The sequence below is a fragment of the Oleiphilus sp. HI0086 genome (genome assembly GCF_001635225.1).
In genome coordinates this window covers 1-11,940 of record NZ_LWFZ01000725.1, presented here as the reverse complement: position 1 = coordinate 11,940, position 11,940 = coordinate 1, and the positions used below count along the sequence as shown (strand labels likewise).

11 protein-coding genes and 1 pseudogene are annotated in these 11,940 nt (G+C 44.0%); 7 read left to right on the top strand and 5 right to left on the bottom strand.

Annotation, left to right across the window (positions count from 1 at the left end):
* Both A3756_RS27700 and A3756_RS11940 read left to right on the top strand, forming a co-directional pair.
* Positions 1–196, top strand: a pseudogene (locus A3756_RS27700) (hypothetical protein); the annotation flags it as partial.
* Positions 196–2,652 carry an EAL domain-containing protein gene (locus A3756_RS11940; RefSeq protein WP_068553562.1) on the top strand — a complete coding sequence of 819 codons (2,457 nt, stop codon included), beginning with the start codon at positions 196–198 and terminating at the stop codon, positions 2,650–2,652. The pseudogene A3756_RS27700 and the gene A3756_RS11940, both read left to right, overlap by 1 nt.
* A gap of 62 nt (positions 2,653–2,714) precedes the next feature.
* On the opposite strand, the gene cysK is transcribed toward A3756_RS11940, so the two are convergent.
* The gene (gene cysK, locus A3756_RS11935; RefSeq protein ID WP_068553561.1) at positions 2,715–3,626 is read right to left on the bottom strand and encodes a cysteine synthase A; all 912 of its coding nucleotides are present in this window, start codon (positions 3,624–3,626) and stop codon (positions 2,715–2,717) included.
* 331 nt (positions 3,627–3,957) lie between these two features.
* Between cysK and A3756_RS11930 the strand changes: the two genes are divergently transcribed.
* The 4 genes from A3756_RS11930 (at position 3,958) to ung (ending at position 8,303) form a co-directional block, all read left to right on the top strand.
* Complete coding sequence (locus tag A3756_RS11930) at positions 3,958–4,788, top strand: alpha/beta hydrolase (RefSeq protein ID WP_068515713.1); 831 nt, start codon at positions 3,958–3,960, stop codon at positions 4,786–4,788.
* A 75-nt stretch (positions 4,789–4,863) separates the two neighbouring features.
* Positions 4,864–5,962 (top strand): peptide chain release factor 2 gene (gene prfB / locus A3756_RS11925; protein WP_156490432.1). Its coding sequence is split into 2 segments (ribosomal slippage): positions 4,864–4,938 and positions 4,940–5,962, totalling 1,098 coding nucleotides; the frame shifts between segments, so codons are not numbered across the junction.
* Between the two features lie 59 nt (positions 5,963–6,021).
* Positions 6,022–7,578 (top strand): lysine--tRNA ligase, encoded by a 1,557-nt coding sequence (lysS, locus tag A3756_RS11920; RefSeq protein WP_068553560.1) that lies wholly within the window; start codon positions 6,022–6,024, stop codon positions 7,576–7,578.
* 11 nt (positions 7,579–7,589) lie between these two features.
* Complete coding sequence (ung, locus tag A3756_RS11915; RefSeq protein WP_255374939.1) at positions 7,590–8,303, top strand: uracil-DNA glycosylase; 714 nt, start codon at positions 7,590–7,592, stop codon at positions 8,301–8,303.
* Positions 8,304–8,376: 73 nt separating this feature from the next.
* Here ung and A3756_RS11910 read toward each other — a convergent pair whose 3' ends face one another.
* The 3 genes from A3756_RS11910 to A3756_RS26090 form a co-directional block, all read right to left on the bottom strand.
* Positions 8,377–9,213, bottom strand: coding sequence for an HDOD domain-containing protein (locus tag A3756_RS11910; RefSeq protein ID WP_068515707.1), 837 nt, complete (start codon positions 9,211–9,213; stop codon positions 8,377–8,379).
* 114 nt (positions 9,214–9,327) lie between these two features.
* On the bottom strand, positions 9,328–10,251 hold the full coding sequence (locus tag A3756_RS11905; protein WP_068553559.1) for a folate-binding protein YgfZ: 924 nt from the start codon (positions 10,249–10,251) through the stop codon (positions 9,328–9,330).
* Between the two features lie 514 nt (positions 10,252–10,765).
* Positions 10,766–11,080 carry a succinate dehydrogenase assembly factor 2 gene (locus A3756_RS26090; RefSeq protein WP_082865225.1) on the bottom strand — a complete coding sequence of 105 codons (315 nt, stop codon included), beginning with the start codon at positions 11,078–11,080 and terminating at the stop codon, positions 10,766–10,768.
* A gap of 166 nt (positions 11,081–11,246) precedes the next feature.
* On the opposite strand from A3756_RS26090, the gene A3756_RS11895 reads away from it, so the two are divergent.
* On the top strand, positions 11,247–11,519 hold the full coding sequence (locus tag A3756_RS11895) for a GIY-YIG nuclease family protein (protein ID WP_068515703.1): 273 nt from the start codon (positions 11,247–11,249) through the stop codon (positions 11,517–11,519).
* Positions 11,520–11,534: 15 nt separating this feature from the next.
* Here the strand turns inward: A3756_RS11895 and A3756_RS11890 are convergent, their stop codons facing one another.
* Positions 11,535–11,813 (bottom strand): response regulator, encoded by a 279-nt coding sequence (locus tag A3756_RS11890; RefSeq protein WP_068760303.1) that lies wholly within the window; start codon positions 11,811–11,813, stop codon positions 11,535–11,537.
* Between the last annotated feature and the right edge of the window lie 127 nt (positions 11,814–11,940).

Genomic DNA, 11,940 nt, shown 5'->3' with positions numbered 1-11,940 from the left:
TAGGTATGCGCGTAATGCTTTTGCTAAAGACTCCACTATTGGCATTAGTTATGCTCCTTCGTTCGAATGGATGTTTTCAATCGAGTTTCACGCTGTAAATGGTACATTTTGGTTGCCTGACTTAGAAAATCCAGATATGGAAAAACAACGTAAGCACTGGAATATGTTTTTAGCTCAGGTGGCGTATCGTTTCTAATGCAAGACACAAAAAAACAGCTTTTTGTTAGTTTATATTGGAAGTCCGCAGTTGGCCTAGCTGCGATCTTTCTATCGTTCATCTCATTTTTTACATACTTCAATGTAGCGCAAATGCAATCCTTGCAAGCGCATAATAGAAGTGTGAACCAGCAGCAATATATTATTGAATATAACGGTTTGCTCAAGAAGAGCTCATTGCAGCTAATTAATATAATTGATGGTCTACCAAATTTAACGTCAGAAGGTCCGTATATTGAGGACAAGCTCGATTCGCACTGGCTGTCTTTACAGATAACTTGGGCCCTAGAGAGCGCAACCTTACTTAATGCAAAAGGCGAAGTGATTGGGCAGTGGGGTGATCAACGCATTCGTCCAAACTCCGACGTAATTGAGCGTACCTTGACGAGTCGCACTCCGTCCGAAGAAATGATCTGTTTTGAATTTTGTCAGTTAGCTGTACTGTCTCCGATTCTAGATATTAATGGTGATATTAAACTTATTCAGCTGAGCGTATCACTAGCAGATATGATGCTAGATTTTAATCGAATCACCGGATCTGATATCGGGATACTCACGCCGGTTAATAATAACTCTGAAGCATCAGTACAGTTTGGCAAGACTGGATTGGCTTTCTCTTCTTTGACGAATAAGCCTTTACTACAGCCAATTCTTCAGCAGCATGCTATTCAAAGTCGATGGAGGCGTGACTTTGTCGAAGCTGAAGGGCAGTTAATCAACATTATTGATTTACCAGGTTCTCAGTATGAGCTTATGTTCGTCTCTAACTCTGAATTGGTTGGTAGTAATGCGCTAATTGCATTTATATCTGATACAACCCAAGCCAGAGAGCAAATAGAGTATGCTCGGCACACGCACGTTATAACTGGCTTAGTTGCGATTATTGTTTCAATGCTGTTGATATTCCTCGTTTTGTGGCGGCCGATTCGTTCTCTGCAGCGGCAAGCCAAGGCGCTTCCTTTATTGCCTCAAGGACGATATAAAGAAGCAAAAGACAAGCTTAAGCGCATGGCGAGCAACCGTATTTTTGCTGATGAAATTAGCCAGCTACAAACTACTTCTTTGCAGGTAACCTCTCAGTTAGAGGCCTATCACCAGAAACTGAGTGATAATACCGAAGAGCTTCACCAAATGGCTCACTTCGATGCCTTGACTGGTTTGGCGAACCGGCCCTATTTGATAGAGTTGGTTGATAAGAAGTTAGAGAGCCAAGATGAAACTGAGCGAAAGTTTGCGTTTCTCTACCTTGACCTTGATAACTTCAAACACATTAATGATGCCCTAGGGCACCTGGTTGGTGATAACTTATTGTCTGTGGTTGCCGACCGACTTAAAAGTTGTGTTTCTGATATTGATATTGCAGCGCGTACCGGTGGCGATGAATTTTGCCTTGTGCTTAGTGGTGTTCACAGTGAAAAGAAGGTTGTAGAGCTTGCAAGAAAGGTGCTGAGAGTTCTGGAAGAGCCCGTTGCAATTGAGGGAAGGCGCCTTTCTGTATCATCGAGTATTGGCATCACATTGTCTCTTTTGGATGGTGTATCCGCTGCAACTTTGTTGCAAAACGCCGATCTAGCGATGTATCAAGCCAAAGCCTCAGGCAAGAATAGCTACCATATCTTTAATCATCAGCTCCATAAAGATGCTGACTCGCGTATGGCCTTGGAGGAAGAGTTACGCCATGCTGTCGAACGGGAAGAGTTTGTATTGCACTATCAACCGCAAATGGATTTGAGTACCGGAAAGCTGATTGGTTGCGAAGCTCTATTAAGGTGGCAGCATCCTAAGCGTGGTTTGTTATCGCCATTTTTCTTTATCGATATGGTAGAGAATAACGGCCTGATTATTCCCATTGGTAAGTGGATTATTCATGAGGCTTGCCGCCAGTGTGCCGATTGGCAGCAGCGCGGGCTAAGTGACGTTAAAATGTCGATCAACCTGTCAGCTCGCCAGTTTAGTGATCCTGACTTACTTAACGATATTACTCAGGCAATTTCTTTGCACCGAGTTAACCCCGAGAACTTAGAGTTTGAGGTGACTGAGTCCTTGTTAGCGACCGATATTAAGCATGCGATTTCCTTATTGAAAGAGTTGCAGTCTTTGGGACTAACCATTGCAATTGATGACTTTGGTACGGGATACTCTTCTCTTAACTACCTTAAGCAGCTCCCTCTGGATAAACTCAAGGTCGACCGTGCATTTATTATGGACTTACCCAACGATAATGATGACAAGCAGATCACAGCAGCAATTGTTGCCATGGCGCATACTTTGAACTTGAAGGTAGTGGCTGAAGGTGTGGAAACAGTTGAGCAGATGGCTTTCTTGCAAGAGTTGGGTTGTGAGATTGGGCAGGGATATCTATTTGACAAGCCCTTGAGTGCTGATGAGTTCTTCTCGTCCCCGCTTAAGTCTGTCGGGTTTAAGCCAAATAACTAAGATAGGCTTTGATTTCCAGGATATTTCAAAGCGGGGCGTAAGCCCCGCTCATGGTTCAAGGTCTAGAACAGATCTTCGATCGATAAATAGCGTTCGCCAGTATCATAACTGAAAATCACGATGCGGCTGCCAGGAGTAAATTCAGCTTCCTTCTTTTTAACTGCGGCTAAGGTAGCGCCAGAAGAAATACCTACAAAAATCCCTTCCTGCTTTGCACACTCACGTGCCATGTCGAAAGAGTCTTCTTCAGATACTTGAATTGTTCCTGTCAGTATCTCAGTGTTCATGATGTCAGGAATAAAGCCAGCGCCGATACCTTGAAGGCGATGCAGTCCTTTTTCGCAACCACTGATCACTGCGGACTTTTCGGGTTCAACTGCGTAGGATTGTATAGAAGGGAAGGCTTTACGAAGTTCCTCTGTACAGCCAGTGATATGACCGCCAGTGCCAACACCGGTAATCAGATAATCAAGACCATCGGGGAAATCGGAAATAATCTCTTGCGCAGTAGTACGGCGATGGATCGCAACATTTTCAGCATTGGTAAATTGTTGTGGCATCCAGTGATTACTGCCTTTTGTAACTAGTTCGGCAGCTGTTTCAATTGCACCGCCCATGCCTTTTTCTTTTGGTGTTAGTACGAGCTCGGCACCCAGAGCTGTCATGTACTTTCGACGCTCTATAGACATTGACTCCGGCATAACTAGAATCAGCTTATAGCCTTTTACCGCAGCTGCTTGAGCCAGACCGATGCCGGTGTTTCCTGATGTCGGTTCAACAATAACGGTATCTTTGTTGATCTGGCCTGACTTCTCGGCGGCCTCGATCATAGCGAGGCCAATACGGTCTTTAATGCTGCCGCCGGGATTAAAGCGTTCGACCTTCATCCATACTTCGATATCGTCTCGGAAAAGCTTGTTGATTCGTACGTGCGGCGTGTTGCCGATGGTTTCAAGAATGTTGTTATATTTCATTTGAATATTCCCTTTGAGTGGCATTCAGTCATTACAATATACTTGGTTACTGACTTAGCTTACTATTCGAATCAGCTCTCAATACGCAGAGCTTGGAGAGGCACCGGTTGCTGCAAGCAGTATTGGGCTTAGCGAGTTGTTTTGCATGATGAGAGAGTGAAATGCGCATAGCTAAAAATCGTCAGAAATGAGGTCGCCAATAGGGTAAACTATCGGCCATAAAAACGATACACTTAGGCGCTAAATAGTAGGCAACATAATTTACTGTACTTGCTCCAAAATTCAATAAAACTTATTTTCAGTATATAGACTAATAAAGGAAACAAAGCGAATGAGTGTAGCAAGGCTTGCACCGACTCAATCAAAGGTAGAAACGGATGATGGTTTACTACTGAACTTCTACTACTGGCCTAATCAAAATGCTAAAGCTGCGATTGTTATTTCGCATGGCTGGAGTGAACATGCAGGGCGTTATCAGTGCATTGCTGAGTGGTTTGTTTCCCAGGGATACGCAGTCTATGCGCTAGATCATCGAGGGCATGGTCAGTCTGAAGGTAAGCGCGGGCATGTAAGGCGTTGGAGTGACTACGCGCAAGACTTGGAAACACTGCGTTCTACAGTCATGGAAGAAAAGCAATATTTACTTGGTCATTCGATGGGTGGAATGATTAGTTTGCACCACTTGTTAGAGTATCCTGGCCGATTCAGTGGTGTAGCCTTAAGTGGGCCAGCGGCTGATGTTTCAATTGCTGTCCCGTGGTTTACGCGTGTTATTGGCAATACAATGAGTTTCTTTCTACCTAGACTCAGTCTTGCTCATCCCATAGAAGCAAGTGTGGTGTGTTCTGATCCCGAGGTTGTTGCCGCTTATGCCACAGACCCATTTAATCACGGTAAGGTTAGTGCACGTTGGTTTACAGAGTATTTATCGGCAGTTACTAAGCTACGCAAGCAGGCTTCGCAAATCAAAACGCCCATCGCTATATGGCACGGAGAAGGCGATGAACTCGTTGAGCCCTGGGTGAGTGAACACTTATTTGATCGTTTAGAGATGACTAATAAGCAAAGAAAAATCGTTCCCAAGGCTTTGCATGAGATTTTATTAGAGCCAAGCTGGCCGGAAACTGCGAAAGAAATGAAAAATTGGTTGGAGCGGTTTTAGCTTAGCGGTAGAATGGCGCGCTTTATTAAGTGTGTTATTTCGCTTTTTTCAGTTTTAAGGAATGTGAGTCAATAGATGTTGGAAGTAAACCCGCTAGTGCAGCAAATAAAAGATATGTCTGAGCGTGTGCAAACGCTTAGGGGGTATCTTTGACTTTGATGTAAAAAAAGAGCGACTTGTAGAAGTTGAACGTGAATTAGAATTGCCTAGTGTCTGGGATGATCCGGACAACGCGCAAGCGCTTGGCAAAGAACGCTCTAATCTAGAAGCTGTTGTAGCAACCATAGAAAATCTCGACGTTGGTCTGGTGGATGCTCAGGAGCTGCTGGATATGGCTGTGGAAGAGCAAGATGAAGAAACGGTTTCTGCTGTTGAAGATGAGCTTGGCACGCTAAGTGAAAAGCTTGAAACGCTAGAGTTTCGACGAATGTTTTCTGGCGAGATGGATGAAAACAACGCATATCTCGATATTCAGTCTGGCTCAGGTGGTACCGAGGCTCAAGATTGGGCCAGCATGTTATTGCGTATGTTCTTACGGTGGGGGGAGAAGAAAGGTTTCAAGACTGAAATCATTGAACTCTCCGACGGTGAAGTTGCCGGCATCAAAAGTGCGACAATCCAATTTACCGGTGAATATGCATTTGGTTGGTTACGTACAGAGACAGGTGTCCATCGCTTGGTAAGAAAATCTCCTTTTGATTCAGGCAGCCGTCGCCATACTTCTTTTGCATCGGTGTTTGTATCACCGGAAATTGATGATAACGTCGATATTGAAATTAACCCGGCAGACCTGCGTATTGATACGTATCGCTCTAGTGGTGCGGGCGGCCAGCACGTTAATACAACCGATTCAGCAATACGTATTACTCATGAGCCAAGCGGTATTGTGGTCCAATGCCAGAACCAACGTTCACAGCATCAAAACAAAGATAAGGCTATGCAGCAGCTTCGAGCAAAGTTATATGAGCTAGAGATGATGAAGCGTAGCGAAGCGGCACAAGCATTGGAAGATACCAAGTCAGATATTGGTTGGGGAAGTCAAATCCGCTCCTATGTACTGGACTCTTCGCGGATCAAAGATCTGCGAACCAATGTTGAGACCAGTAACTGCAATAATGTCTTAGATGGCGACCTGGATCAGTTTATCGAAGCCAGTCTTAAGCAAGGCCTTTAATTTTTAGTTTGCTGCTATCGTCTTTGGTGGCAGCAATGGATAAGTAATTGGAAGAAAATATGTCGAACGAACAGAATACTACGAACACTGAAGACCAAAATAAGTTGATCACTGAGCGTAAGAACAAACTCAAGGAACTGCGTGATGGTTGTTCAGCAAATGGTCACCGTAATGACTTCGAGCGAAAAGATTTAGCAGGAGATCTGTTAGAAAAGTTCGGTGAGTTCTCTAAGCCAGAGCTAGAAGAACAGGATAACCAAGTATCTGTTGCGGGTCGAATCATGTTTCAGCGGGGGCCATTTACTAAGATTTCTGATGTATCGGGTGGTATGCAGTATTACGTACCAAAAGATATTCAAAAAGAAATTGGCTACAAAACCCGTTTTGATTTAGGTGATATTGTTGGTGTACGGGGTGCCCTGCATAAGTCGGGTAAGGGCGAGTTATTTGTTAATATAGAACGTGCAGAAGATGTGGTTATCCTGACTAAGGCACTACGCCCTTTACCGGATAAGTTTCACGGCTTGGCGGATCAGGAAACTAAGTATCGTCAGCGCTATGTTGACTTGATCATCAACCAGGAAACTCGCGATTTGTTTATGGTTCGCTCCAAGATTATTGAGGGGATTCGTAAATACCTAAGTGATCGTGACTTTATGGAAGTTGAAACACCGATGCTGCAAACCATTCCTGGTGGCGCAACGGCTAAGCCTTTTGAAACGCATCACAATGCACTGGATATCGGTATGTACTTGCGTATCGCGCCAGAATTGTACTTGAAGCGCTTGGTTGTAGGTGGTTTTGAGCGAGTGTTTGAAATTAACCGTAACTTCAGAAATGAAGGTCTTTCGACCCGTCATAATCCTGAATTCACAATGATCGAATTCTACCAGGCTTACGCAACTTATCATGACTTAATGGATACTACTGAAGACATGCTGCGTACTATCGCCTTGGATGTACTGGGTACAACTGACATTAAATCAACTAAGAAAGATGCAGATGGCGAAGTGATTTCCGAGACGGTCTATGACTTTGCCAAACCCTTCGAGCGCATGACAATGGCCGAAGCGGTGCTTAAGTACAATCCAGACTTTGAGCCGTCTATCATCAACGACGCCGGAAATAACTTGGAGCAAATGATTGCCTATGGACGCCAGGTCGGTATTAGAGAAGATGCTAAGCAATCTGCCTGGGGTGCAGGTAAGTGGTTATGCGAAATCTTTGAAGAGACTGCTGAAGAAAAGCTCGATCAGCCTACTTTTATTACTGCCTACCCATGGGAAGTTTCTCCATTAGCGCGTCGAAATGATGACAACCCATTTATCACTGACCGTTTTGAGTTCTTTGTTGGCGGCCGTGAATTGGCAAATGGCTTTTCGGAGCTTAATGACGCTGAAGACCAGGCTGACCGCTTCCGCAAGCAGGTTGAAGAAAAAGATGCTGGTGATGATGAAGCGATGCATTACGACTCAGATTACATCCAGGCTCTTGAATACGGTATGCCACCTACTGCAGGTGAGGGTATCGGTATTGATAGGCTAGTGATGCTATTTACCGACAGCCCAACCATTAAAGACGTTATTTTGTTCCCGCACATGAAGCCAGTATCTTAATAAGGGGCTTATTGTTTGGGTTTCATATGATGGCTGAAGGTTCAGAAAAAGAAGGTAGACTGAGTGAGTCCTGGCAGCAAGTTGTCGGCGACCAGCTTACCCTGCCTTACATGCAGTCTTTACGTGGATTTCTAAGCAGCGAAAAGGCTGCGGGTAAAATTATTTATCCGCAAGGCTCCGAAATCTTCAATGCGCTGAATCATACCGCTTTTGAAGAGGTAAAGGTTGTTATTATCGGGCAGGACCCGTATCACGGGCCTGGGCAGGCGCATGGTTTGTGTTTCTCGGTTCAGCCGGGTGTAGCAATACCGCCTTCATTACGTAATATATATCAAGAACTCAACACGGATACAGGCATGCCGATTCCAATTTCAGGAAATCTAATTTCTTGGGCCGATCAAGGTGTGCTATTGCTGAATGCGGTGTTGACGGTTGAGCAGGCTCGAGCTGGTGCCCACCAAGGAAAAGGTTGGGAAACGTTTACTGACAGGGTTATTGAGTTGCTGAATCAGCAACGGTCTGGTGTTGTTTTCCTGCTTTGGGGGAGTTATGCCCAAAAGAAAGGTAAGCTGATTGATCGTCAGAAGCACTTTGTATTGGAAGGACCGCACCCTTCGCCGCTTTCTGCCTATCGTGGTTTTTTTGGCTGTCGCCATTTCTCAAGGACAAATCAATACTTGATAGATAATGGTAAACAGCCAATAAACTGGGCGTCTGTTGTTTAAAAATTAAGTATTTATCTAATAAAAAGCCGATCAAGTGATCGGCTTTTTTTATGTCTTAGGCCTGCTTATTCTATTAGGCATTTAGCAACGCCATTGCTGCTTCCATTTCAGCACTTAGGTCTTCATCTGCATTCGGGTCCATAGTTGGGTCAACGCCAATACGTTCAAACGCTGTAATGTGCGACCAGTCCATCTCTACATAGTGGTGTTCTGAGCCAGCATAGCTGTGTAGCATGGCAACCATGACCAAATCGGCGTAATCCGCTTTTTCAACTTCTCGAGTGAAATTAACACACTCTTTGGGTACAGGTTTGAGCTCGGATGGAAAGTCCCATTTCTCTAATATCTTCTGACCCACGATGGGCTGAAGTTCATCCAAAAGGTTGTCGAGCATTACGCTATTTATTTGAACGTCGTTATCTTCAACGTACTTAAGGACCGGCAAAGAACCGATGGAATAAACGAGTCCGGCCAACGTCGCTTGGCCTGCAGCCAGATGAGGGTGCTGCCGTGCGAGCACACTACATATACCCGCTACTTCGGTACTGCGCTCCCAAGTCTCGCGCATACGCTTGTCGATCATCTCTGAAGTTGCTTGGAACATCTGCTCCATTGCGAGGCCTGTTGCAAGATTACTCGTATATTGCATGCCTAAGCGGTTTACTGCCATGTTTAGCGTAGTGATTTCATTTGCACCGCGAAACAAAGGGCTGTTGCTAACCTTGAGTAGGCGTGCTGATAAGGCAGTATCTTTGTTAATAACGTCGATCAGGTCGAATAACCCCGAATCTTCGTCTTCGCTGATTCTCTTAACATCTAAAGCAATTTCAGGAAGCGTTGGTAAGACAATAGTGTCGTTCTCAATTGCTTCCAATATATCTTGTTTTATCTTCTGACCAATTTCTGACATGAATACCTCGATTCAAGATGTTTTTCATCTACTCATTAGTTATAGCAGAGCAAAACGCTTTTGTTCTAGAAATTATCGGAACGAAGTAAAAAACCTGAGTTCGTTATAGTTTTCTTAAGAATAACTAAGGTCAGACACAATAAACCCAGTATCCAGGTCGGAGCCGATATACGTTGTCTCACCTGTATCGACTTGTTCCTTGTTTAGCACAGCTAAAGCAGTAATAATCGTATCTGTCAATGTATGGGCTCGGACGAGCTTACCGACTTTCTTGGGCAAACCTTCGATAGTTTTAATAAACACATCGGCACCTGGCTCGAGTTGATCGGCGGCAGTGCCATTTCCTTCAAGTAAACACATGCGCTTTTTAAGCTTACCTAAGAACTTCATACGGGCGATGATTTCCTGTCCGGTATAACATCCTTTTTTAAAGCTGACTGCACCCAATTCATGTAGATTCAGCTCCTGAAGAATGAACTGTTCTTGTGTGGCAGAAAATACTTGTGGAATACCTGCTTTAGTTTCTTTCGCCAGCCAGTTTTCAAGGGCCTCAGTATCTGAACAGCTGTCATCGGGTACTTGTTGGGACCAGAACTCCAAAAGGCCTTGCTTACCGGGTAGTCTTATTAACAGGGTGTTGTCATCACCTGCTTTGTTTGAATTGTCTTCGGGGGCTTTTAATGCGGCCAATTCAGGGTAGCGCTCACATATAACTGCTAATGATGGCGTGCTACAACCATAAGAGTGAAAGTTAGCTTCTTTGAGTTCGCACTTAAAGAAAACTGCGTATTTGCTTAAGGTCTTGAGGATATGTTCAAAGCAGCTTTCATCTACGGACAGCAATAAACCATTTGAAATCCGTACAACTTTAAACAAGCCATATATACGTCCCTTGGGTGTGTTCAGGGTGCCATAAGAGAAATGGTTCGAATCTAGGGAGTTGATATCAGTAGAGCATTGACCTTGAAGAAACTTTTCTGAGTCTTCACCAGTGATGCTGATAAAACGACTGGGTAGATTGATAAACATGTGAGTCATAATGTGGTAACTGTCAGTTGTAATTAGTTTTTTAGTATTTAGCGATTATACAGCATCGCGGTGCTTTATATTGATATTGCCGAATTTGCTAAAGACGCGAAAACGTCTAAATGAATCTGGACACTCAAGGTTTAGAGGTGTAACTAATATATGAGATTTACTTGTGTACGCACTAATAAAGGCTAGGCGACTATCAATAAGAGGAGCATGTTTTACCGTAAGTAAGCAAAGATATCTGGAGATAAAACTTTTTCCAAGTATTTGTCCGTTGATTGCATCTTCGTTCGAAAAGTAAATACTAAGGTTCTCGTTGGAAACAACTAAGGAAGTGATAGCAAAGCGAGAGCGAAGCAAAGCTCGACTTAGCAGATGGTAAAAACCAGCTAGTGTGCATATCAAGCAGATAGAAACTTTTAGCGGCAGATAAATTTCGTGAGTAAGGCTAAGAAAAATAGCCGCGGCATACGGGAGCAAAATTACTCCCGCAAGTAACTTGGACGGTATAAACTGAACTTTAGTCTGGCTGAACACGGTCAAGAATAATCTTAACTATGCGAGCGTGATCCGGGTCTTCTGGTGCTCCGTTACGCATAAACCAAGCAAAAAGATCGGGGTCTTCACAATCTAATAAGTTTCTAAAACGGGCTTGGTCATCTTCAGGAAGAGTAGAGTAGGCCTCTTTCAAGAATGGCACTAACAGCACATCAAGTTCGAGCATTCCTCGGCGGCTATGCCAAAACAATCGGTTGAATTCAGCCCTTTTCGTTTCATCGAGCTGGCTTGTTTCTTGGGTGTCATTTGCTGAGTTTTGCGAAGGCTGATCCGACATTGAGTTATCCAATTGTTTGCAGAGGCTGCATTATAGTGCTTGCTTTGGGTACACTCAAGAACAGAGCGTCGTTGTGGTGTAAGATATAAGCTGAATGACTCCGGCTACGCATCGCCGTGGTTAATTAGTGTATATTTAACTGAATAATGAATTTAGAGGCTTATTGATGTCTTGGCAGGTCTACATGATCCGAACATCCTGTGGAAAACTATATACCGGCATCAGCACGGATATTGATCGGCGATTTAAAGAACATTGCGAAATGTTTGAGAAAAAGGCGGGGAAGGGCGCCAAGTTTTTCCGTGGTCATGAACCTAGAGAGATCGTTTATTCTCAAGATTTTGAGAGTCGCTCAGAGGCTACTAAGAGAGAGGTAGAGATAAAAAGAATGAGCGTGCTTAAAAAACAAACGCTCATTTGTGAAGCATCAAACCGCTAACGAGTACCCGATAGACTAGAGTACCTTATTAACTATTTTGGTAAGCTGCTCCGGGTCGAATGGCTTAACTAGCCAGCCGGTTGCTCCCGCTTTTTTGCCTTCGGTTTTCTTATCAAGACCTGACTCGGTTGTGAGTAACAGAATGGGTGTAGACTTATGCGAGCCAAGCGCACGCACCTCAGCTGTCATCTCAATGCCACTCATATTGGGCATATTTACATCCGATATGATTAACTCGTAAGCATTATCTTTTGCTTGGTGCAAACCCTGTAAACCGTCAGTTGCTTCGGTCACTTTGTGTCAGGCGATCTCGAGGGTGAATTTGATCATTTGTCTCATTGATGCAGAGTCATCAACAACTAATATGTTTGCCATGTTTAACTTCTCTTCTCGCTACTTCTGCTGGTAAATAAGTGGTCTT

Bases quoted from the DNA above. Each gene is read 5' to 3' on its own strand.
- A3756_RS11940 (WP_068553562.1), top strand. From the start codon at position 196: ATGCAAGACACAAAAAAACAGCTTTTTGTTAGTTTATATTGGAAGTCC.
- cysK (WP_068553561.1), bottom strand. From the start codon at position 3,626: ATGAAATATAACAACATTCTTGAAACCATCGGCAACACGCCGCACGTA.
- A3756_RS11930 (WP_068515713.1), top strand. From the start codon at position 3,958: ATGAGTGTAGCAAGGCTTGCACCGACTCAATCAAAGGTAGAAACGGAT.
- lysS (WP_068553560.1), top strand. From the start codon at position 6,022: ATGTCGAACGAACAGAATACTACGAACACTGAAGACCAAAATAAGTTG.
- A3756_RS11910 (WP_068515707.1), bottom strand. From the start codon at position 9,213: ATGTCAGAAATTGGTCAGAAGATAAAACAAGATATATTGGAAGCAATT.
- A3756_RS11905 (WP_068553559.1), bottom strand. From the start codon at position 10,251: ATGACTCACATGTTTATCAATCTACCCAGTCGTTTTATCAGCATCACT.
- A3756_RS26090 (WP_082865225.1), bottom strand. From the start codon at position 11,080: ATGTCGGATCAGCCTTCGCAAAACTCAGCAAATGACACCCAAGAAACA.
- A3756_RS11895 (WP_068515703.1), top strand. From the start codon at position 11,247: ATGTCTTGGCAGGTCTACATGATCCGAACATCCTGTGGAAAACTATAT.